This window comes from Tatumella ptyseos ATCC 33301, from assembly GCF_000735525.1.
GTDB lineage: Bacteria > Pseudomonadota > Gammaproteobacteria > Enterobacterales > Enterobacteriaceae > Tatumella > Tatumella ptyseos.
In genome coordinates, this window is sequence record NZ_JMPR01000031.1 from 16,149 (window position 1) to 38,580 (window position 22,432).

Here is a 22,432-nt window from a genome sequence, read left to right on the forward strand (position 1 = left end):
ACATAACATCTTTGGGAATACTTCGTGGGAAACAAAATAACCTTTATCGCGGCAATAGTTTTATTGCCGGGGGCGGCGTTCGGCCTGGAAAATAATCGTGCTGATACAACGCCGGAGGAGCAGACACAGGAAGATACTATCCTTGTACGTACGACGCCGACCAGTCAGTCGATGGGAACGCAGATACTCGATAAAACACAGATAAACCAGTTTCCGACCGGAAACGGGAGTGTGCCAGAGTTACTGAAACATAATCCCGCGGTCCGGTTTGCTAATACTACCGACAGCAGTACCACCCCCGGAGAAATCGCGCCGGAAAATGTCTCTTTCCACGGTGAGAAATTTTATAACAACAATTTCACCATTGACGGGCTATCGAATAATAATACGGTGAATCCCGGGGCTAATGGCGGCGAATTCTCCGCAACCCCGGACGGGTATTCTCCCACCGATTTGCCCGCCGGCGGGACGCAGTCCTTCTGGATAAATTCCGAACTTATCGAACAGTTAGAGGTATTTGATAGCAATATCTCGGCCAGATATGGCGGATTCACCGGCGGCGTGGTCGATGCGCGGCTGAAAGACCCGCAAACCGGACGCGCCTCCGGCCGGATAGCCTACCGCACCACACGCTCCGCCTGGACCCGCTATCATATTGATGCGGATGAGGCAGAAGATTTTGATTCCGCGACCAGCCTGACCAGTCAGCCGAAATTCAGAAAAGAAACCTATTCTGTTTCTGTGAACCAGCCACTCAGCGATAACGCGGCCCTGTTGTTCGCCTATAACCGTCAGCAATCGACAATCCCGTATTACCAAAGTTACCTGGGGGAGTGGAGCAACCAGAAACGGTTGTCAGAGACCTATTTACTGAAAGGCACCTATCTGGCAGATAATGGCGACACCCTCCGACTGACCGGCATGTATTCGCCGCATTCTTCGGAATATTATAAAGCCAACGTGAAAAACGGGGCCTTTACCAATACGGGTGGCGGCTACCGTCTGAATGCGGAGTGGGAGCATCTGACCGGGTGGGGGAAAGTGACCAGCCTGGCGGGTTATCAGTATGAACAAAATAAGATTTCTCATCAGTCAGATCAGTTACTTACCTGGTATAAATCGTATGCTTCGGCGGGATTTGTGTCAGATACCATTGACTGGGTCAGCTCACCGGCCACTAAAAATTATCAGACGGCATTGATCGGCGGTTACGGCACCTATTCCACAGAGAAACGCACTCTCATGCTGAAACAGGATTATGAACTGAATCCGCTGATGTCGGGACCGGTGGCACATCAGGCAGATGCTGGCTGGGAGATTGACCGCTACAGTGCCCGGTATCAACGGTTTAATGATGTCACCCTGTCCCGGGGAATAGCGATCGTGGATACCGGAGTTGTTTGTCAGTCCGGTGATATTTACTGCATCAATGGTGAGCAATATTTTAAAAACCTGACGGTTTACCCGGCGCGGGAAGTCGCCGCCAGTTATACGGATTATGCGTTCTATTTTCAGGACAGCATGAGCGTAGGCAAGCTGGAAGTCACGCCGGGCGTCCGGGCTCAGTATGATGATTTCCTGAAAAATCTGACCCTGGCACCGCGTCTGGCCGCTTCTTATGATCTGTGGGATGACCATTCCACCCGTCTGTTCGGCGGAGCCAACCGCTATTACGGCCAGAGCCTGCTGGCGTATCAGTTACGCCAGGGGATCAGCAGCTATTCGGTACGGACCCGCAGCAGTGCTTCCGGGGCCTGGAGTGACGGAGAGCTTAAAACCGCTTCCATTGATTATGCCACTTCATCCCTGAAAACCCCTTACAGTGATGAGTTATCACTGGGCCTTTCACAGCGAGTGCTGAACTCGGTATGGACCCTGAAATGGGTTAACCGTCAGGGGAAAGATCAGTTTGGCCGACAGACGGTAACGAATGATGCCGGTGAGCGGGCTTATATTCTGGCGAACAATGCCAGAACCCGTGGCAATACCTTTTCACTGACCGGCGAGCCAGTCAGCCCGAAAACCTTTTCCTGGGGTGAAATGCGCTGGTCGGCGGGAGCCAGTTATACAAAGAATAAATCCAGCTCACAAAGTTATTACGATGTCAGCGATACCGATGACAATAAAGTGATCGTCGGTGGCCGGTTAATGGATAAAGGCGAAATGGATGCGCTGGATTTCAACACCCCCTGGACGGCTTTCGTTAACCTGAATACCTACTTCCCTGCATTACGTCTTAACTGGAACCAGAATCTGGGATATACCGCCGGATACCGTGGCTATACCACCACGTCTGTCAGTTGCCCGGCAGAGGGCAGTGTCTGCGGAAATTATGAAGGCAATGCCACCCGTTATGACCAGACCCGATACAAAGATTATTTCTCTTATGACTGGCACTTCAGTTACCTGCAACCGACCTACGGGCAGCAGAGCATTGAGCTGACGCTCGATGTGATTAACGTACTGGATAATGTTATCGCCGCCTCCCAAACCACCGGCAGCAGCAGTAAAACGGTGACATATAAAACGGGTCGTCAGTTCTGGCTGGGTGTGGCTTACAACTGGTAACCGGCAGGTTTTTTTACGAAATAGTCATGCCGCAAGGCTGCGGCAGAGGATAGTCCTGGAATGAAACAGATGAAGTGGGTAGTGGTTTTTCTGTCAGTGTTTACCAGTTCATGGGGGATTGCGGGGGAAAAACTCAGCGGTTTTCCCCGCATTATTGAAGGTCAACTGGCTAACGGCTTCAGTTATACCCTGGTGCCGATGGAAGGCTATCAGCACCGGGTGGATATCCGGCTGAGTGTCGATGCCGGGTCACTGGATCAGCAGGCGAATGAACCTGCTGTCGCGCATATGGTTGAGCATATGGTGTTCCGCGGCAGCCGGCAGTATCCGCAGGGGGGCGCCAGTCTGTTACAAAGCCACGGCTGGCAACGGGCCCGCCAGTATAATGCCATGACTAACTATGAGCGTACGCTGTTTATGATGAGTCCGCCCGATGGCAGCGCGGGCATTCCGCTGGCGATGAAGGCGCTGAGCCAGATGACCGGGGCGGCCAGTATCACCGATGCGGATTTACAAAGTGAGCGGCGGATCATTATGGAGGAATGGCGGGGACAGCTGGGGGTCGCCAGCCGCATGAATCAGCAACGGGTTGCCGCTCTGCGGGAAGGGTCACGGTATCCGTCCCGGCCACCGATTGGCGATGAAAAGTCTATTCAGGATACCGGTGCCGGGGCACTTCGCCAGTTTTATCAGCGCTGGTACCGGCCGGGGAATATGCGGTTACTGATCATCGGTGATTTTGATGTGCAGCAGGCCCGGCAGTTGATCACCGACGCCTTTCAGGGCATGCCTGCTGCGCCGGTCAGCGCCAGAAACTACTATGAACCGGTGCTGGCAAACCAGCTACGGGTAGTCCGGCTGCAGGACAGTCAGAGTGGCAATAGCCAGGTATCGCTGGTCAGCCGGTTCTCACCAGGGCCGGACACTACGTTAACGCAGCGGCTGGTCAGCCAGATAGCGCTGCAGGTGCTGACACGTCAGTTACAAACCTCCGGGCCGGACGTTCAGGCCACCGGCAGTCGTATTATTGTCCGCAAATCGGCTATTGGCAGAGACACGCAGGCACTGGGATTATTTGTGGATGTAACGCCGGGTCAGCATCAGCAAGGTCTGACCCGCCTGCTGCGTGAACGTGAACGTTTTCTGCGCTATGGTGCCGATCCCGCAGATATTGCCGACGAACGGCAGGCCATCCGTGAAGCAGCGATAGCAATGGCAGCCCGGCCGGAACAGCGTGACTTTAGCGGGTGGGTCCGTGAACTTTCTGTCCGCTGGGAGCAGAAACAGCCATTCACTGACAGTCAGCAGCGGGGTAAAGCCATCCTTTCACTGACGGACAGCATTACTGACGCGCAGGTTAATCAGCAGATCACGGACTGGCTGCTGGCCGGCGATCAACTGGTGCAGTTCGGGATCCCGGGGAGACGCACGGCCAGGCTGCCGGACTCTCAGGAGGTACGCCGGCAGATGGCGGAGGTGGCTACGCTCGCGTTATCGCCGTATCGCCGTCCCCCTGCTGCAGTGTTACCTCAGCTACCCGCGGTCACCGGGGCCGGTTCCCTTAACGCGCTGAAAATCTATCCTGAACAACAGACCCGTCAGTGGACACTGAGTAACGGCGATACCCTGGTGTGGCTGAAAACACCGCTGGCGAAAGACCGGGTCTATTTATCGGCCACCAGTCCGTCCGGCTTTCTGATGCAGGGGCTGGATCGCTGGCAGTCACAGCTTGCCGGTCAGATGATTAAGCAGAGCGGCCCTGCGGGATGGCGGACAGGTGACTTCGGGCGCTGGAAAAAGGAACATTCGGTATCCCTGCTGATCACCCAGCAGCCGGATGAATTACTGATTGATTCTGTCGGCACCGCGCGGGACCTCGAAAATTTGCTGGCTATCAATCATCAAATACAGGTCAATGCGGGGATCGATCCGCAGGTTCGTGGCGAGAGTATGATGCAACTCCTGCGTCAGCAGGCGACCCGCGAGCAGTCTGACAATGGTGATCGCGAGTTACAGATCTACCGTTTACGCTACGGACTGCCGGACACGGGCGCGGCGGCGGATACCGGACGGCTGAGCAGGACAGAAAATAGCGAATTTCTGCAGCAGTGGCGACAGACGGTCAGGGCACCGATGACCTGGTATCTGGTGGCGGACGATGTGCCAGAGCTGGTGCCGCTGGCGGCCCGGTATCTGGCGACCATCCCGCGGGGTAAACCCCGCCGGCTGACCCGCGAATTACCGGTCAGTGGTTATGATGACTGGGTGAGTGAAACGAATGCAGAGCCGCGCGCGACGGTGAATGCCTGGAGTTTTACCTCCCGCCGCTGGTCCCCGGAAGACGCTGTCCGGTTGAACGTTGCGCAGAACCTCGCGACTCAGGCATTAAAATCCAGCCTGCGTGATGACGCATTAGGGGTTTACCGGCTGCGGTTCAGCAGTACCCTGAACGATCGCCACCAGCGGATTGAGTCCGCGCTGAGTTTTACCACGGCGCCGCAAAGGGCCGGGGAGTTATGGCAGCGTGCATTACAGGTCTTCAGACAACTGCCGTCACAGATCACACCGCAGCAGGTGGAGGAGCAACGTCGCCAGTTTGAGCTGGCGGAACAGTCACGCAGCGGGGATATTTACAGTCTGCAAAAGCGGCTGATCCTCAGTTACCGCCATTACCATGATCCCCGGTATCTCTCTGAGGTCAAAGGACTGGCGGCAGCTATACAGACGGATAAGGTACGGGAGATGGCGGAATTACTGGTCAATCAGCTGAACCTGAAGGTATTTATCGGTTTACCGAAGCCCGCTGCGGAGGAAAAAGGGCCGTAAGGCGGTGACTCTGGCCGGCGGGCAGGAAGAGCCTGCCGGCCATGACCGGAGCGTTCGTTCGGGTGTAAAGAAAAATGTTCCGGGGTCAGCGTTTATGGGTGCCGGGTTTAAGGCCGCGATGTAATTCCTGCAGACGTTTCATCGATTTTATCGTGCGCTGAGAGGCCGACGACGCGACGGATAATACCAGCATCTCCAGGCATACCAGCACCGTTCCGTGCAACGGGATCTTACCGTTTTCTCCCCCGCGCGGGACCTGGATCACCACATCCGCTTCCTGAGCAAACTTCGAGTCCATTGCGTTGGTCAGCAGGATCACCGGATTCCCCAGCCGCCTTGCTTCCCGCAGTGTGGTCATACCTTCCCGGTGCGCTGACTTCTGGGCCATCATGATCAGTACATCGCCGCGTTGCAGGGTCAGTAACTGTTCTGCAAGGCCAATGCCCGAGCGGTTAAGCGACACACACGGCAGACCGATACGGTTAAATAAGCGGGCAGCATATTCGGCGAGGATCCCGGAGGCGTTAATACCGAAAATCGCGGTCTGGCGGGCTTCCAGTAACAGTGAAACCGCCCGCGACAACGCAAGACGGTTTTCCTGAGAGGCAAGCACTTCACAGGTATGTTTATGACCTTCCAGCACAAAATTGATACTCGACTGGGTATCACAGGTAAACTCACTCACCGTGGAGCTCATTTTATCGGCGGAGTTCATTACCGGTTCAAACCACAATTCGAGGGTTTTTTTCAGGTCACGTAACCCGGCGAACCCCAGTGCCTGTACCGCACGGACCACCGTGGCATCCGAGGTGCCGGTGGCTGCTGCAATTTCCAGTGCGGTCGCTTCCAGAACAGTTGCGCGGTGTTCATTAATATAATAAAGAACATTCTGCAGGCTGGCAGACAGTTGTGGTGCCCGACTGCGTAAACGTTCACCGTAGACATCCACCCTGTGTTTATTTTTCTTCTGTTCTTTCATTGTCCGTTCCGCTTATTTCGCGCCAGAGACAGCCAGCCCTGCAATCTGAGACTGAACCACGGCCGCCATCAGGCTGAGTGCCGCAAAGGTATTTGAAATAGCCTCATCACGTGAAACCATCACATAGTGGCCTTTCTGACAGGCCGTCAGGAAATTACACCAGCCCGGCATCACGGCATTCATTGCCGCGATTTCATCTGCCGGAGTCCCACCGGTATCACTACGCCAGGTATCAAACACCAGATCCGCATCCAGATCCGGGAGTCGCTCGGCGCTGACATTCATACGGCCGTCTTCAGGAATATTGTTGATCAGGGCAGGGAAGGTCAGGCCGGCATCACGCAGCACTTTCCCCAACGAATGGTAGCTGTGCATAACAGCAATTTTACCGTTATTGGCCTGCAGCACGGAGACCGTTATCTTACGACCGCCAATGGTCTGTTTCAGTTGTCTGATTTCATCCTGATACCGGGCCTCCAGGCGTGACAGTTGAACCTGGGTACCGGTCAGTTGTGCAAGCTTACTGTAAATCCGTGGCGCACCGCCTTTCAGATGGTCAATACTGACGGTCGGAGCAATTTTCTCAAGCTGTTCAATCGAGGCGCTACGGCCCGGTTCGGTAATAATCAGGTCCGGTTTCAGTGCGGCAATGGCCTCGATATCAATATCCGAGGTACCGATAAACCGGATCCCTGAGTCATTAAAATCAACGCCGGTTAACAGCCGTGCGGAACGCAGTGTATGACTGCCATCCGGTAACGTCCGGCCATGACTGCCGACCGGGAAAACCCCCAGCTCGATTAACGGGATAGTGATGTCCAGATCATGCAGTGACACGATCCGTTTCGGGTGCAGTGGTACGGTCACCGTTCGTCCGGTATCGTCGGTGAACTGCTGAGTCTGCGGCGCAGCGATGACAAAGGTGCTGATAAATAACAGTAAAACAGAAAGAATACGCATAATTATCCTTACACATCAGAATTTGTCCCTGCGTTGCCAGAGCAGTAACAGGAAAAACGGGCCACCGAGTAATGAAATCACGATACCGGCAGGCAACTGTAATGGGGCAAAGGCCAGTCTTCCCACATTATCGGCCAGTAACACCAGCACTCCGCCACAGACAGCACTGCCACTGAGCAGGGCCGACTGGCCGCCGCGGAACAGCATGCGTGACAGGTGCGGGGCCATCAGCCCGACAAAGCCGATACTGCCGACACAGGAAATACAGGTTGCCGTCAGAATGACCGGGGCGATAAAACGCAGCAGGGTTAATTGCGATAACCTGACACCCAAACCGGTGGCCGCGGCATTCCCGAGCAACGCAATATCTGAAGCACGGGCGGTGAGAAATAACAGCAATATGGCCGGGATCCCCCAGCAGAGGGAAATCAATAGCAGTGGCCAGCTGACCGTATTCAGACTGCCCGCCATCCATAACATCACGGTCTGAACCTGCCGGACATCGGCAGTGGTCATAAAGACCCCGATGGCGGCCGCGAATATCCACGAAATACCGATACCGATCAGAATAAAACGGGGCCTGGAAAAATCTCTGCCCAGCAGGACGACTAATGCCGAGACCAGCAAGCCCCCGGCCATCCCGGTCACCGGTTGCCAGAGCATGCCCAGAGCCGGGAAGAAGAGGATCTGCGTCAGTACCACAATACTGGCACCTTCCTTCACCCCCAGCAGTCCCGGGTCTGCCAGGCCATTACGGGTAATGGACTGCATGGCAGCCCCGGCCATCCCCAGCATTGCGCCGACCGTGACAGCCATCAGCAACCGGGGGAGCCGGACTCCTCTGACGATAAACAGAGAGGGGTCATGAACCTCCTGCGGGTAAAACAGTGCCCTGGCGACACCGGATACCGGTACCTGCAGGCTGCCATGACTGATGCCGAAGACCAGTAACAGTAAAATCAGCAGCAGGAAGAGTGCCAGCCGAACAAGGGTGGCGGGCCTGAGCAGAACAGACCACCGGCCCTGACGGAGTGCTTTCCAGCCGACGGCACGCAACAGGGGGCTCATTTAAAAAACCTCGAGGCAATAAAGATAAAGACCGGCGCCCCGGCGAGGGCGGTCATTACGCCGGTGGCCAGCTCCTGCGGGGCTATCAGCGTGCGTGCGGCAATATCGGCAACCAGCAGAACCAGCGCGCCGCACAAAGCACAGCACGGGATAGCCTTACGCACATCTTCTGTCACCAGCCGCCGCACTACATTCGGGACAATCAGCCCGACGAAACCTATCGGCCCGGCCAGAGAGACAGCCGCACCACTGAGTAACGCAATGGCGAAAATGGACAAAATACGGGTACGCCGCAGATCCACCCCTAACCCGCGGGCCAGGTGATCTCCCAGCGCCAGAGCATTCAGCGAAGGCGCCAGCCATCCCGCCAGCAGGATAGCTAGAGCCACCGGGATAGCCGCCGCCTGTACCCCCGGCCAGCTCAATCCGGCAAGATCACCGGCAAGCCAGGTGCGCATGTCCATCATGGTCTGCTCATCCAGTAACAGTACCGTGGCGGTCAGTGAGGAGGCGAAAGCAGACAAGGCCACCCCGCAGAGTGTGACTTTCATCACCGTCAACCCGCTGCGTCCGGCGGAGGAGAAGAGGGTCACCAGACTGAACAGCAGTGCAGCACCGCCTGCCGCGACCAGCGGCCGGATGCCAGGCAAGGTGAGCCAGGTCGCGCCACAGGCCGTACTCATGACCACCGCCAGCGCGGCCCCGGCGTTTAAGCCAAGAATATGGGGCTCACCTAAGGGATTGCGGATCACCGACTGTAACAGCAATCCGGCAACGCCTAAGGCACTGCCAATCAGTAATGCGGCAATCAGACGTAACAGGCGAAGTTCAACCACAACATGATGATTGAAATTGTGCGGGTCATAAGCGACCAGTGCCCGGACGACCGTTTCCGGTGAGATATACCGGGCACCGATAGCTAAGTCAAACACAGAGCAGACGGCCACCAGCAAGGCAGTTAACAGCAGACTCAGCAGGTAACGGGACTGGCGATGGCGGAACAAAGGGGCGGTTCCGGTCATTATTGTGAACTCTTCATCGCAGGAAAGGGCATAAAGAAGGGTTTGCCGGTCTGCGGGTTGATCGACATCTGAACATCCAGGTCAAACACGGATTGGATCAGCGACGGAGTACAGGTAGCAGGGTCGTCGGTGACAGCGCACAGTTTGCCCTGTTTCAGGAACACCAGAGTATCTGCGTAATTAACGGCAAAATTCAGGTCGTGCAACACCATGATAACCGTCCGGTTGTGGTACCGGGTCAGATCACGCAGCAATTCCAGGATGTCGACCTGATAACGCAGATCGAGAAAGGTGGTCGGCTCATCCAGCAAAATTGTCGGTGTCTGCTGGGCGAGTGTCATGGCTATCCAGCATCTCTGACGCTGACCGCCGGAAAGATTTTCTACCTGTTGGTGCGCCAGAGATTCGGTGCCGGTCAGGCGCATCGCTTCTGTCACCGCCTGTTCATCGGCCTCTGACCACTGGCGCAGAAAACCCTGCCACGGGAAACGTCCCCGCGAGATCAGTTCTGCGACGGTCAGCCCCTCAGGCAGCAGCGGGGTTTGCGGCAGAATGCCCAGCTGACGTGCTACCTGACGGGCAGGCTGCTGATGGATAGCCTTACCATCCAGGATGACCTGTCCGGCGTGCGGGGTGATCATCCGCGCGATACTGTTGAGTAATGTTGATTTTCCTGAACCATTGGCACCGGCCAGTATGGTCATTTTACCGGGCGGAAGGCTCAGGCTGATATCATCAATAATTATCTTTTTCTGGTAACCGGCACGCAGGTTTTCGACCTGTAAACCTCGTGTTTCCATGGTAGGGGGGGCCTGCTGTGGCATGTTAACTCCTGCGTCAGACCCGGAACACACCGACGATCATCAGAACGCAAATAGTAATAAGTATCATTCTCCCTTCAATTTTGCTTGGGTGCTATGTAGTAGTCAAGAAAAATATAAGGTTATCAGATGTCCGGCAGGTAAAAAGGCGATGGAGTGACATTATCGTGAATGACGATATATTATTATATATATCATATGGTTAAATTTAATTCCGATTGCGGATCCCCGTAAATATATTCGTATTATGCTGTAGCTAACCGTTAATACTTTCATTTACTACTACATGATAATTTCTCCTGAATGGCCCCCGGAGAAATTATCATCTGCAGAAGATCCCCTACCAGATCACGACATGAGAAACCGAACCGCTTACCGGCCGTGATATCGGGCTTGTGTATCGCGATACAAAAACATAGTCCCGGTCATTACCGCGGGTGACTGCCATTCCCGGAATGGGCGGGGATCCAGCTGTTGGCGTTAAAGTGCATCATGCCAGCCTGGCGTCAGAGCCCGAGCGAGCGTAAGAAGAGATCAAGAATGGCATTGGCGCGGTGGCCTTTTCGGGTCGCTGCCGCGATGGTGGTGGTAAAAAACATCTTATCCGGATTAATCGCCCGCATCCTATGCTTCTCAACCCAGGTAGTTGCATAATGGTCGGGCAGAAAGCCTACAAATTTTCCGGTCAGGATCAGAAAGGCTATCCCTTCACGGTCAGTCGCGGTGGCATTGCAGTTAAGCTGCTGGTGTAAACCGATAGTTTCTGCGGTCATCCGGTAGCCGGGGGCGACGGCATCCGCAGTGCTCAGACGGGCGCTGTCAACATTCTCCGCCGTATCGAATAACGGGTGAGCATGACTGCAGTAAAGGCTGGATTTCTCTTCATAGAGAGGATAATAGTTGAGTGTCGAGAGCGGGGTGATCATAGGCAAGGCGCCTGCATGAAGACGTCCGTCCATCAGGCCTCTTTCAATCTCAGCCGGCGTGCACATACTCAGATTAATGCGGATTTCCGGGCCGCGGGTACGCAGTTCCTGTAATGCTTCCGTGATCCGCATCATCGGCTGCGTCACCAGGTTATTAATAATACCCAGTTTAAATTCACCGCGTATCTGCTCATGCATCTGATTCACCTGCTGGCGAAAAAATTCTACGGAGGTCATCATGGTTTCGCTCAGCCGCAGAATTTCTCTCCCTTCATCAGTCAGCGAGAATCCTGCCCGTCCGCGTTGACATAGCCGCATACCTAATCGCTGTTCCAGGTCACCCATATGTAAGCTGATCGCGGAACGGGTGATCCCCAATAATCCTTCTGCCGCAGAGAAACTGCCACAGTCAGCGACTGCTTTAAAAATTCTCAGCAGCTTAAGGTCAAAATCGGTCACCTGGTTCAATGCTTTTTTCTTCATTTACGTGAGTAATCTGATATCTGAAGGGGAGTTATTATTGATTTAACCTGCGAATCAGTGAATTGCAAACGGTTTTACGATAACAGGCGATGGGTGAGCCCTGTTATCACTTTTTCAGGTTAGCGGAAGTTGCTGTCTTTATATTTTAAAACAGAGGGTTATTCTCTTTTTATCTGATTTTCCGCAGGGGGGGACTGAGCGAAACCAGTGACTTTGCTGCCAATGCATTTCCTGATATGTTTTCTGAAGAATTAACCGACAGGACGTAACCTTAAATGTCCGGCGTGGCCGGCATCAAAGCAGGGCAGCGACACGGGGGATCCTCTGAGCTGTCTCCGGGTGTTCCGGTCCCGGTGAGCAACAGTACAGAGCAATCCCCGGAATATGTTAAACACAGCCCTCCGGGCACAGTGACTGCCGGAAGCTTTGCTGCAGAAAAGGTCATCACTTATACAGAATCTTAACCTGAGACAGGAGTCTGCTATGCCGATACCCGTGCTGGAAACATCGCGATTATTGTTAACCCCGCTGGTCAGTGAAGATGCAGTGCAGATCCAGCAATGTTTTCCGCGCTGGGAGATCGTCCGGTATCTGACAGGGACTGTCCCCTGGCCCTATCCGGATGATGGTGCAGAGGTTTACGTCAACTCCATTGCCCTTCCGCAAATGGAAAAAGGGCAGGCATGGTGCTGGACGGTACGCCGAAAGAGCGCCCCGGAAGAACTTATCGGGCATATCTGTTTATATGATATACCCGATAATAACCGGGGTTTCTGGCTGGTGCCTGAATATCAGGGGCAGGGCTATATGCGTGAAGCCAGTATTGCGGTCACGGATTTCTGGTTCAATACCCTGGAGCGGGACGTTTTACGGGTACCGAAAGCCGCGGATAACCGTCGTTCCCGGGCAATCTCCGAAAGCAGTGGCATGCGGCTTATCGGGACGGAAGAGAAACACTATGTCAGCGGCTGGATGACGTCTGAATTATGGGAAATCACCCGCGATGAATGGAATGCCCGCGTTCGGCGCTCTGAGGCCCGGTAATTTACAGGCTCCCGGCAGGGGAAGGGATGACTGCGGTATATAAATTCCGGTGGGGCGGGGTGCCACATTCTGTCGTCATCGTAATGACGCCGCAGTCAGCAGGTTACGGTGACAAAAAATGAAAAACTGTCCGGTGTTTGTTATCGGCTCTGTGGTCAGGTTATCGCTTACCCGTGTAGAATAGCCATACTCAGATAAGGTGCATCTTCTCAGCAGGAAGGGACACCGGCTGTCTTCAGCAAAATCCGACATCGTCTTTTTATAAAAGGTAACACTGGCAATGGCTTTTATTCCAAAAAACTACGCGCGGCTGGAAAGTGGCTATCGTGAAAAAGCACTTAAAATATATCCGTGGGTCTGCGGGCGCTGTTCCCGGGAGTTCGTTTATTCCAACCTGCGTGAGTTGACGGTCCACCATATCGATCACGATCACACCAATAACCCGGAAGATGGCAGTAACTGGGAGCTATTGTGCCTCTATTGCCACGATCATGAACACTCGAAATACACAGAAGCCGATATGTATGGCACCCGCGTTGTCGCGGGCGAAGATGCACAAAAAGATATGGGTGTGGCGACGTTTAACCCTTTTGCCGATTTAAAGTCGATGCTGAATAAGAAAAAATAGTCCCGATCCGGCGGCGGGCGTCACCGGTAATATTCAACCTTCCTTAAAAATTTACGCTGAGCCGTCACCCTAAAGCCTGGGTGACGATAGCAAAATTTGAGCATTGCCTTTTCTCTGCCGGTCGGCGACCTTTATACATCACTATCGGGATGCTGACAGGTGTGAACCCAAGATCCTCCAGCCAGCGTGCCAGCGGTGCATTATCCGTAATATCAATGCGGAGCACCAACCCGGCGGCGTCGGAAAAAAATTGAGAAATAAGCACTTTCGCTTGCTCAATATTACTGGCAGCGACCGGTCCGATAATGACTCCCTGGCCAAAGTTCCGGTAACCGGCAAAACCGATAATTTGCTGATGTTTATCCAGTAAAACAATCGTTTTTATTCCATCGGTGAGGATTTGTTCGATTAATTCAGTGCGCAGCAGGCCGGTGGAGAGATAATCCAGTGCTGTCAGTGTTTCTTTATCTGACGGATACGCCAGACGTACCGATAACGGTTCTGGAATATTACACGGCTGTATTTTTGGTGACGGGTTGCTCAGGTACTGAGTCACAATCCCGGCGTCCTTAAAACCGAACTTTTGATAAAGTCCTTTACCCATTGCTGTTGCATGAAGACGCACCTGGTAACCCTCCAGGCAAGACATTATCTTTTCCATCATAAGAAACCCGATACGCTTTCCCTGCCAGTCCGGAGAGACAATCACCATCCCCACGGTGGCGGCACTATTGCCCCAAAGCCAGTAAAGTGCGCAACCCACGATCCTGCCATGGATTTCGGCTATCCATCCTTGCCCGGACTGAAACATGAACTGCCAGTCTTCAGGGCGATGTGACCACCCCACCAGAGACGACAAACGATGGACGGCAGGTAAATCCTGCCATGTCATTTTACGAAGATGTAATGGGTCATCGACAGTGGGCAAAAGCAGGTTCATTTCCTCTGTATTCCTGATCAGGCTATTTTCCTGCATGTCTCACAGCGGGTCGGACGCGAGCCGCCAAGGATCCTTTTTAAAAACTCCTGTGTTCTGGGCTCTTGTGGGTTACCCAAAACCTCTCCGGCTGGCCCCTGTTCGACAATGCGGCCACTGTATAAAAAACAGACTCTGTCCGCCACTTCACGTGCAAACTGCATTTCATGAGTGACCACGATCATGGTCATACCTTCATCCGCTAATGTACGCATAACCTGCAACACGTCACCCACCAGTTCAGGGTCTAAGGCGGAAGTAGGCTCATCAAACAGAATCGCTTTGGGATTGAGGGCCAACGTTCTGGCAATCGCGACGCGTTGTTGCTGTCCTCCGGACAGTTGAGCGGGCCATGCCGATAATTTATCAGCAAGTCCGACCAGCCCGAGCAGCTCTATTGCACGTTTCTGTGCGATATCCCGGGGCTCGCCATTCACATGGATAGCCCCCTCCATGACATTCTCCAGCACCGAGCGGTGAGGAAACAGATTAAAGCGCTGAAACACCATGCCGACCTGACGGCGCAGGTTATTAATGCTTTTATCTTTGTTATTGACGCGTTGTCCCAGAACGCTTATTTCTCCACCCTCATAGGTTTCCAGTCCATTAATACACCTTAATATCGTCGACTTACCGGAGCCGGAAGGGCCAATCAGGCAGACCACTTCCCCTTCTGCCACGCTGAAATTTACCCCTTTAAGGACTTCAACCTGGTCAAAGCGTTTATGGACATCTTTGATTTCAATCATCTTAAGCCCCTTTCACTCGTCGTGCTTCCAGTCGCTTGGTCATCGCCATCAGAGGCAAGCTCAGCGCCAGATAGAGTAGCGCTACCAGAGTATAAATAGTGGTATTGTCAAACGTTGATGCTGCAATCAATTGCCCCTGACGCGTTATTTCTGTCACCGCAATGGTGGAAGCCAGAGCCGAATCCTTGAGCATCATTACCAGTGTGTTGCTATAAGGGGGTAATGCTATATGGAATGCCTGAGGAAGGATCACCCGGCACATGGCTTTTCTGAAACCCATCCCCAGGGAGCGTGCAGCTTCCAGTTGTCCACGGTCTACCGCTTCTATTCCGGCCCGGAATATCTCTGCAATATAAGTTGAATAACAGAAGGCAATCCCGATAACGCTGGCTTCGAAAGAGGTGAGGGTGATACCTATATCCGGGAACACGAAATAGATATAGAACAGGACCACAATCATCGGTAATCCACGGGTGATATTAATAATGACTGATACCGGCCAGTGGATGATGCGCCAGGGACACATTTTTCCTGCTGCCCAAAGCAGCCCAAGAGGGGTGCTAATCACCAATGAAATAACAGTGATATAGACCGTCATCTCTGCGCCTTTTAGCAGAAATGGCAGATAGGTATGAACATTGCTCCAATCCATATGTCACTCGCTCTTTTTTTGGTCTTTGGTGGGCAGGGAAATAAATCCATGCATAATTCATTTTAATGAATATCATCGGATGCCTCTGTTAAGTCAATCGCTTTGCTGCCTCTGATCATATTATTTGCTTATAAACGCTATTCGATGAATGTCAGCACTATATTTCAGGATGGTTTGCTTTATTCAGTGGTTGCTGGGGGGAGTTAACCCGGCGTATTTTAGGGTGGATAAGCTTGACAAAGTGATAGTCATAAATTCATTATAATGAAACTTAGGGGCGTTCGTGCTCCACCTTTATACCGGCCCTGTTTCTGATAACCCGAAGTACCGGGGGTAGGAGCATGCCAGACAAGGCATAAGTGAATTGAAATAAGCGTTGAACGCCAGAAATTGAGCAGATCCCTGCGGATGACATCATCAGGCCTAATTCAAAGGACTTTTAAATGACGTTAGACTTCACTCCGGAGAACGTGCCCGTCCCGGTAGGTCATTACATCGGCGGTACTTTAGTGACACCCGCCGGAGAGAGAGAAATTGATGTTAATCGTCCTTCTGATGGCAAGTTTTTTGCCTCTATCCCGGATGCCAGTGCAGACACAGTAGATCATGCCGTCAGTAGCGCCTTACGTGCGGCAAAAGAGAGTGGCTGGTCAACCTGTGCGCCTCGAGAACGGACGCGGGCTCTTTATCGCTGGGCTGAATTGATTGAGCAGGATGTGGTGCTGCTGCAATTAGAATCAGCCTGTTCAACCCGTCCGGTAACGCTGGCCAAAAGTGGTGATGTGGCCTCGGCAGCCGAAACGATTCGTTTTTTTGCAGAGCTGGCGGATAAAGAAGGGGGGGATCATTTTGCTACCTGTCACTCCAAACTAGGCTTCAGTGCAGCGGAGCCTTATGGTGTGATTGGTGCGATAACGCCCTGGAATTTTCCCTTATCTATGGCTGCCTGGAAATGTGGTCCGGCGCTGGCTACCGGTAATGCAATAGTCATTAAACCTTCTGAAATGACACCCTTCTCCACGGTGCGCCTGGCTGAACTTGCTGTTTTAGCCGGTATACCTTCCGGTGTTCTCAATGTTATTCACGGATTAGGGGCGACTGCCGGTGCGCAGCTTGTGGCTCATCCTGCGGTAGGTAAGATCAGTTTTACCGGGTCGCCTGTGACGGGTGCAGCTATTATGACGAATGCTGCGAATAATGGTATCAAGCCTGTCACGCTCGAATTAGGGGGGAAAAGCCCTCAACTGGTGTTTGAGAAAGTGAATGATTTGGCACAGGTTGCCAACTGTATTTCCGGCGGATTTACCGGGAATGCGGGTCAGGTATGTGTGGCAGGGACCCGTTTAATCGTTCATAAAAATATAGCCGATGAACTCATTGAGAAAATTCAACAGAATATTGTCCGCTGTGAGCCTGGTTTAACGTGGAACAGCGCGAGCCGCTATTCCCCGATAATAAATAAACCGCAGGCGGATAAAATCCATTCCATCGTCTGTCATGCCCGTGAGCAAGGAGCCGACATCCTTACTGGCGGGACATTCTTCCCGGAGACCGGAAATGGCGCATTTTATCGTCCGACATTGATTGCCGGGGTCACAAACGATATGGATGTGGTTTGCCGGGAAGTATTCGGACCGGTTCTGACAATACAAACCTTCACTGATGAGGATGAAGGCATTGCTCTGGCTAATGATACTGTGTACGGACTGGCTGCCGGTGTTTACACCCGTGATCTTTCGCAGGGGATGCGAGCAATAAGAGCGATTGAAGCGGGCACTGTCTGGGTTAATCGCTACGGGCGCAGTCAGGATTTCATCATTCCGACCGGCGGATTTAAAATGTCAGGCATAGGGAAGGATCTGGGCCGTGCTGCGATGGAAGCGTGCCAGCGTTATAAAAGCGTGCTGATAGATTTTTAGCGTATCATGGAAAGAGGCATATTCTCAGGATGAAAATAAATGACTAAAGATCGTGGGTTGAGTGAGGATCCGGTTCCGGACTCGCTTGAAGCTGATATTGGATTGCGTTTAAGAAAATTGCGCAAATCCCGAAACCTTACAATCAGTGAACTGGCTTCCCGTGCGGGAGTTTCTGCCGGCGCCATCAGTCAGATTGAAAGAAATCTGAGTAACCCGACAGTACGAATGCTGGAGCAGTTACGCATTGTATTAAATGTCCCGCTGACTGCATTTCTTGAAAATGAGGAACATGATCCCCCCGGTGCGGAACACTATGTCAGACGATTGCAGGAGCGCCCGGGCTTTCATGTAGGAAAACGGGGGATCGCGAAAGAATTATTGTCCCCGAAAGGCGACCATCAGTTGCAATTTATGATAATCGATATTCCTGCACAGATAAGGTCGGATGAAGTACTGACAGGTTATGGTGAAAAAGCAGGGTTACTGCTCGAAGGTGAGCTGACGCTTGAGATCGAGGGTAATAGCACCGTTTTACATCCGGGTGATAGCTTCCAGTTCAAAAGCAGCCTCAGACACAACGTTTTTAATCATACTCACTCAGGGGCGAAAGTCCTGTGGATTATGCATATCCAGCCTGAAAATCATTTATAGCGGGTTGCTAATATTATAATTACTGACATTGAGGAAAACTTCATGCGCGTAAAAGTGGATACCGTGGCGAACAGTAAGACCTTTCCTGAGCAGGCGGATGTTGTCATCATCGGTGGCGGTATTATTGGCACCTCAATATGTTATGAATTAGCTCAGCGTGGCGTTTCTGTCGCATTATTTGAAAAAGGGTGTATTGGCGGGGAACAATCCAGCCGGAACTGGGGATGGGTTCGACAACAGAATCGCGATTTATTTGAGCTGCCTCTTGCGATGTACAGTCTTCAGCGCTGGGAAACACTTAGCCAGGAAATTGGCATTGATCTCGGTTTCCGCCGTACAGGGATCCTTTACGGGACGACCCGGGAGTCTGATATGGCGAAATGGGAAGCATGGGGTAAAAAAGCTCAGGAGAAAGGTTTTTCCAGCCAGTTGCTTAGTGCCAGTGAGGCACAGGAAAGAATTGGCGGGGCATCTCCCTGGATTGGTGGTGTCTGGTCACCCACCGACGGACAGGCAGATCCTTCAAAGGCGGCTCCGGCGATAGCAACCGGTGCGCAAAATTCAGGAGCGAATATTCAGCAGCAATGCGCGGTCCGTGGGCTGGATATCAGTGGCGGAAAGGTGAGCGGTGTCTGGACCGAAAAGGGATTAGTCAAAGCGAGCACCGTGATTTGCTGCGGCGGGGCATGGAGTTCCCGATTGTGTCGGCGTCACGGAATTGAGTTGCCTGCGGCGAATATTCTGGGAACTGCATTCAAAACCACGGTCGCTGAAGAAATTGTGAAAGGTTGTCTGAGTACCCCGAATCTGGCATTGCGTCGACGGCTTGATGGGTCCTATACCGTTTCCATGCCCGGGCGAGGTCGCATGGATCTTGCCCCACAGAACCTCAGGTATGCGGCAAAATTTTATCCAATGTATCGTAGTAAACTGGCGAAAAAACTGAAAATCCGGTTGAACAGTTCATTCTTCGATGGCCCTGAAGCTGCCGGGTCCTGGTCTTTTGACGGTCTGTCTCCTTTTGAGAAACACCGGGTCCTGGACCCCATTCCGGACGGAGAAATTTTGCAGCTGGCAATCGCTGAGATTGAGCGCGAGTTCACCGCATTAAAGGGGATAAAAGTAGAAAGCAGTTGGGCCGGATGGATTGATACTACGCCGGACCTGGTTCCGGTGATTTCTCCGGTCAGTCACTTACCTGGTTTTGTTGTTGCCTCCGGATTTAGCGGCCATGGGTTTGGTATTGGCCCGGGGGCTGGGCGGCTGGCCGCAGAAATGGTGACCAACGACAACACCTTCACTGAATTAGCGCCCTACCGGCTTGAGCGTTTCAGTGATGGCAGCACTATTCGTCAGCCGGAAATGATGTAATCCTCTGTGTTCGGGGCATTCCGGGGCTCACCGGAATGCCCCGAACACAGAGAGTCTGTTTAGCCTTTTGTATTGCGGGTATTCGCGTAATAACCCTCCTTCCTGTTTTTTCTTCCTGAAGTCTCCCGGTTTCGACTCCTGCTCGCGGTAACGAAAATAGTGAGTGGCTAACAGAAATACGGTCGGCACTTCCGTAAATATTGCGCTTCCCCTTTGAAAGGCAGACTCATAGGGTGTGAATGCCGGAGGTTTGATGACCGGTTTTGTCGTCGCGGATGAAAAGGGCACATCTATGTAAAAAGGGTTCATGCGGAACATGAACCCTTTTTAATGCAGTGGACGGATGATTCAGGAAATCTTAAATAAGGGATAGCAGGTATGAGCCACATTTAACCGGCGTAGTACTTCATACCCCATTTGTTCAGGATCTTCTGCAGCGAGCCATCGGCTTTCATACTGTCGATAGCTTTATTCACTTTCAGCAGCAAGGGTTCATTACCTTTGCGGAATGCGAAGGCGATAGGATCAACCTGAGTCGGCTGATAACTTTCAACAACATGCATACCTTTTAGTGACCCCGCAGCCGCTTCTCCTTTAATAATAGGGTAATCGTTTATCCCTACGGAAATACGACCTAACTGTACGTCTCTGGCAAGATCTGCCGGACTTTCATAGAATTTCACTTCTTTCGCGACATGCATGGCCGCGATGCGAGGACCATAATCTGCACCCGCCATGATGCCAATCACTTCACCTTTGAAATCCTGCGCGGTTTTGTATTGTTTCTTATTGTCATTACGAACGAAAATACCTTCACCGAGGCTGGTAACATCTTCTGAAAAGTCTACCTTGGTTTTACGTTGGGCTGTCGGCGACATTCCGGCGACGATCATATCGATTTTATTGGTCAGTAATGATTGTAATAACGCAGAAAATGGAATGGCGTTAAACGTAATTTTAAAACCTGCCCGGCGTGCAACTTCAGACGCTATCTCGGGCATAAATCCTTCAAACTTACCGGTGGTAATATCCAGAAAACACGCGGGCCTGCTTGATGGTGTGGAGCCAGCAGTTAATGTCGGAATGTCAGCAGCCTGGGCAATATTGACACCGGCACTAAATACCAGGGTACCTGCAAGTATTAAGCGGGAAGTATGATATTTCGTTTTCTTTTTAATTACGTCTGCAACGGAAGAATAAGACGACATCACCATTTTCTAATCTCCTGCGAGTTAAACGGCACCATGAGAGATGCTTTATGAAAAGTCAGGTTTAGCGGGCAATCCCGGCAACCCCTATGGTTTTGTACACGTTATTGCTCCCTGAGTTTGGCCGTACGTTTCAATGCCGGTGTATTATCTGATGAGCGAACATGATAATTTTGCGCTTCACTGGTATCACTCCTGTGATCGTCAACGGCCAATGTGTCCCCGCCATGACCCCGTTTTTACGGGCCCGGTACTTTCACCGGGTATAAATCCCTATAATCCTTGCCAATCAGGCTTCTGACCCGCAGAAAATTTTTAAATATGTTTCTGCAATCAGGGGGTCCTCTGGCACTCTCCGGAGCCAGCTTTCCGGAGACTTATGTTTTTATTGTCATAGCATATTCACTATAATGAAATTTTCATAAGAAATGTCAATCTGCTAATGCAGATATTTACAGCCGTTTCGCTTCAGCCCTTGTACTCTGTGGTATCCGTATGTAATACGAATTTCATATAGTGATCAGCGGAGGACTGTGGCCGGGGGACGTCCAATGTACCTTAGCCAGGGTGGGGCTCAGGCTGATGCGGGGAATACTTAAAATTTCATTAAATTGAATTTATCTCACTGGCACTGGCTTAGTAGGCTGAAGAATAGGGTGTACAGTGGGAGCTCCGGTAATATTAAGATTGGTAAAGCCCCGGCATCAAGGGAGAGTGAGCAGGCCGGAGGAAAGATAAAATGTGATATTCATCATATTAAACCGATCAGTGAAGGTGGTTAGGTTTATAATTCGGATACTATGGGAATAGTGAACCCGAAACGTCATATAAATATTCACAGAGGCGGATGAAATGAAAAAAAATTAGTGATTATACTGAGCAAGAATTTTTGGATTTTGTTCGTAATTTATTTGATGCCAGTAACACTACAGACGCAGAAGATATAGAAAATATTTTTGAGTTTAAACGATTGGCTGAACATCCTGATGGCTCGGATCTTATTTACTATCCGAGTGAAAATCGTGAAGATAGCCCCGAAGGCGTTGTTCAGGAAGTCAAAGAATGGCATCAGGTGAATGGTAAATCGGGCTTTAAGAGTTAGGCTAAGGTGGTGAAGTCTATAACGTTGACAATATGGTGGGTTACAACACCCCGGTGGCATATTGATATACATTATAATAAATAAGGTGGTTACATGAATAATAAAAAAACCATCTCTGATTATACTGAGAAAGAATTTCTGGCATTGGTTAGTAGGATCTATAATGCAGAAGAAAAAGCCGAAGAAGAAGATGTGAATAACCTTCTGGCGTTTGAACGTCTATGTGAGCACCCGGAAGGTTCCGACCTTATTTATTATCCACGAGAAAACCGCGAAGATAGTCCCGAAGGGGTGGTCCAAGAAGTGAAAGAATGGCGTCAGGCGAATGGTAAATCGGGCTTTAAGAGTTAGGATCGTACTGATTTCCTGTTATCTGCAGAGGTGGCGTAATGGGGAATCGATCTGACTGCTATGGACGAGGGACCGCACTTGAAGGTGATAAAACCACCACGGGCGCGGTCTGTATCGCCTCCATGTCC

At 51.9% G+C, this 22,432-nt stretch carries 20 protein-coding genes; 10 read left to right on the plus strand and 10 right to left on the minus strand.

The genetic code is table 11. The annotated features are described in order from the left end of the window. Positions 1-24: 24 nt before the first annotated feature. A complete protein-coding gene (locus tag GTPT_RS08975) occupies positions 25-2,568 on the plus strand; it encodes a TonB-dependent receptor plug domain-containing protein (RefSeq protein WP_071780113.1) in 2,544 nt (847 codons plus the stop codon). Positions 2,569-2,628: 60 nt separating this feature from the next. Beyond that, the gene (locus tag GTPT_RS08980; RefSeq protein ID WP_029990468.1) at positions 2,629-5,394 is read left to right on the plus strand and encodes a M16 family metallopeptidase; all 2,766 of its coding nucleotides are present in this window, start codon (positions 2,629-2,631) and stop codon (positions 5,392-5,394) included. 85 nt (positions 5,395-5,479) lie between these two features. Here GTPT_RS08980 and GTPT_RS08985 read toward each other — a convergent pair whose 3' ends face one another. The 6 genes from GTPT_RS08985 to GTPT_RS09010 all read right to left on the minus strand — a co-directional run bounded on the left by GTPT_RS08985 (position 5,480) and on the right by GTPT_RS09010 (position 11,653). Continuing rightward, a complete protein-coding gene (locus GTPT_RS08985) occupies positions 5,480-6,373 on the minus strand; it encodes a MurR/RpiR family transcriptional regulator (protein ID WP_025901372.1) in 894 nt (297 codons plus the stop codon). A 12-nt stretch (positions 6,374-6,385) separates the two neighbouring features. Next, positions 6,386-7,333, minus strand: a complete 948-nt coding sequence (locus tag GTPT_RS08990) for an iron-siderophore ABC transporter substrate-binding protein (protein ID WP_029990469.1) — start codon at positions 7,331-7,333, stop codon at positions 6,386-6,388. Positions 7,334-7,348: 15 nt separating this feature from the next. After that, positions 7,349-8,401 carry a FecCD family ABC transporter permease gene (locus GTPT_RS08995; protein ID WP_029990471.1) on the minus strand — a complete coding sequence of 351 codons (1,053 nt, stop codon included), beginning with the start codon at positions 8,399-8,401 and terminating at the stop codon, positions 7,349-7,351. Further along, positions 8,398-9,423 (minus strand): FecCD family ABC transporter permease, encoded by a 1,026-nt coding sequence (locus GTPT_RS09000; protein WP_029990472.1) that lies wholly within the window; start codon positions 9,421-9,423, stop codon positions 8,398-8,400. The genes GTPT_RS08995 and GTPT_RS09000 overlap by 4 nt, the downstream gene beginning before the upstream one ends. Then, positions 9,423-10,247 (minus strand): ABC transporter ATP-binding protein, encoded by an 825-nt coding sequence (locus GTPT_RS09005; protein ID WP_025901368.1) that lies wholly within the window; start codon positions 10,245-10,247, stop codon positions 9,423-9,425. The genes GTPT_RS09000 and GTPT_RS09005 overlap by 1 nt, the downstream gene beginning before the upstream one ends. Positions 10,248-10,750: 503 nt before the next feature. Beyond that, the gene (locus tag GTPT_RS09010; protein ID WP_029990473.1) at positions 10,751-11,653 is read right to left on the minus strand and encodes a LysR family transcriptional regulator; all 903 of its coding nucleotides are present in this window, start codon (positions 11,651-11,653) and stop codon (positions 10,751-10,753) included. Positions 11,654-12,136: 483 nt separating this feature from the next. Between GTPT_RS09010 and GTPT_RS09020 the strand changes: the two genes are divergently transcribed. Next, the gene (locus GTPT_RS09020) at positions 12,137-12,697 is read left to right on the plus strand and encodes a GNAT family N-acetyltransferase (protein ID WP_029990476.1); all 561 of its coding nucleotides are present in this window, start codon (positions 12,137-12,139) and stop codon (positions 12,695-12,697) included. Positions 12,698-12,977: 280 nt separating this feature from the next. Further along, positions 12,978-13,325, plus strand: coding sequence for an HNH nuclease YajD (yajD, locus tag GTPT_RS09025; protein ID WP_025901364.1), 348 nt, complete (start codon positions 12,978-12,980; stop codon positions 13,323-13,325). A gap of 64 nt (positions 13,326-13,389) precedes the next feature. Here the strand turns inward: yajD and GTPT_RS09030 are convergent, their stop codons facing one another. The 3 genes from GTPT_RS09030 to GTPT_RS09040 are packed head-to-tail and all read right to left on the minus strand — an operon-like array spanning position 13,390 to position 15,702. Continuing rightward, complete coding sequence (locus tag GTPT_RS09030) at positions 13,390-14,265, minus strand: GNAT family N-acetyltransferase (RefSeq protein WP_029990477.1); 876 nt, start codon at positions 14,263-14,265, stop codon at positions 13,390-13,392. A gap of 17 nt (positions 14,266-14,282) precedes the next feature. Then, positions 14,283-15,050 carry an amino acid ABC transporter ATP-binding protein gene (locus GTPT_RS09035; RefSeq protein WP_029990479.1) on the minus strand — a complete coding sequence of 256 codons (768 nt, stop codon included), beginning with the start codon at positions 15,048-15,050 and terminating at the stop codon, positions 14,283-14,285. A gap of 1 nt (position 15,051) precedes the next feature. Continuing rightward, positions 15,052-15,702, minus strand: a complete 651-nt coding sequence (locus tag GTPT_RS09040; RefSeq protein ID WP_029990481.1) for an amino acid ABC transporter permease — start codon at positions 15,700-15,702, stop codon at positions 15,052-15,054. A 443-nt stretch (positions 15,703-16,145) separates the two neighbouring features. Between GTPT_RS09040 and GTPT_RS09045 the strand changes: the two genes are divergently transcribed. The 3 genes from GTPT_RS09045 to GTPT_RS09055 are packed head-to-tail and all read left to right on the plus strand — an operon-like array spanning position 16,146 to position 19,643. Next, positions 16,146-17,621 (plus strand): aldehyde dehydrogenase family protein, encoded by a 1,476-nt coding sequence (locus GTPT_RS09045; protein ID WP_025901361.1) that lies wholly within the window; start codon positions 16,146-16,148, stop codon positions 17,619-17,621. Between the two features lie 39 nt (positions 17,622-17,660). Then, complete coding sequence (locus GTPT_RS09050; RefSeq protein WP_025901360.1) at positions 17,661-18,272, plus strand: helix-turn-helix domain-containing protein; 612 nt, start codon at positions 17,661-17,663, stop codon at positions 18,270-18,272. A 42-nt stretch (positions 18,273-18,314) separates the two neighbouring features. Continuing rightward, positions 18,315-19,643, plus strand: a complete 1,329-nt coding sequence (locus tag GTPT_RS09055) for an NAD(P)/FAD-dependent oxidoreductase (protein WP_029990484.1) — start codon at positions 18,315-18,317, stop codon at positions 19,641-19,643. A gap of 389 nt (positions 19,644-20,032) precedes the next feature. Here GTPT_RS09055 and GTPT_RS09065 read toward each other — a convergent pair whose 3' ends face one another. Next, positions 20,033-20,857 carry a substrate-binding periplasmic protein gene (locus GTPT_RS09065; RefSeq protein ID WP_025901357.1) on the minus strand — a complete coding sequence of 275 codons (825 nt, stop codon included), beginning with the start codon at positions 20,855-20,857 and terminating at the stop codon, positions 20,033-20,035. Positions 20,858-21,462: 605 nt separating this feature from the next. On the opposite strand from GTPT_RS09065, the gene GTPT_RS17975 reads away from it, so the two are divergent. From GTPT_RS17975 to GTPT_RS09075, 3 genes are all read left to right on the plus strand, one after another. Then, positions 21,463-21,633 (plus strand): hypothetical protein, encoded by a 171-nt coding sequence (locus tag GTPT_RS17975; protein ID WP_338116815.1) that lies wholly within the window; start codon positions 21,463-21,465, stop codon positions 21,631-21,633. 80 nt (positions 21,634-21,713) lie between these two features. Then, a complete protein-coding gene (locus GTPT_RS09070; protein WP_241964919.1) occupies positions 21,714-21,953 on the plus strand; it encodes a bacteriocin immunity protein in 240 nt (79 codons plus the stop codon). Positions 21,954-22,046: 93 nt separating this feature from the next. Then, complete coding sequence (locus GTPT_RS09075) at positions 22,047-22,304, plus strand: bacteriocin immunity protein (RefSeq protein WP_029990489.1); 258 nt, start codon at positions 22,047-22,049, stop codon at positions 22,302-22,304. Positions 22,305-22,432: the final 128 nt, after the last annotated feature.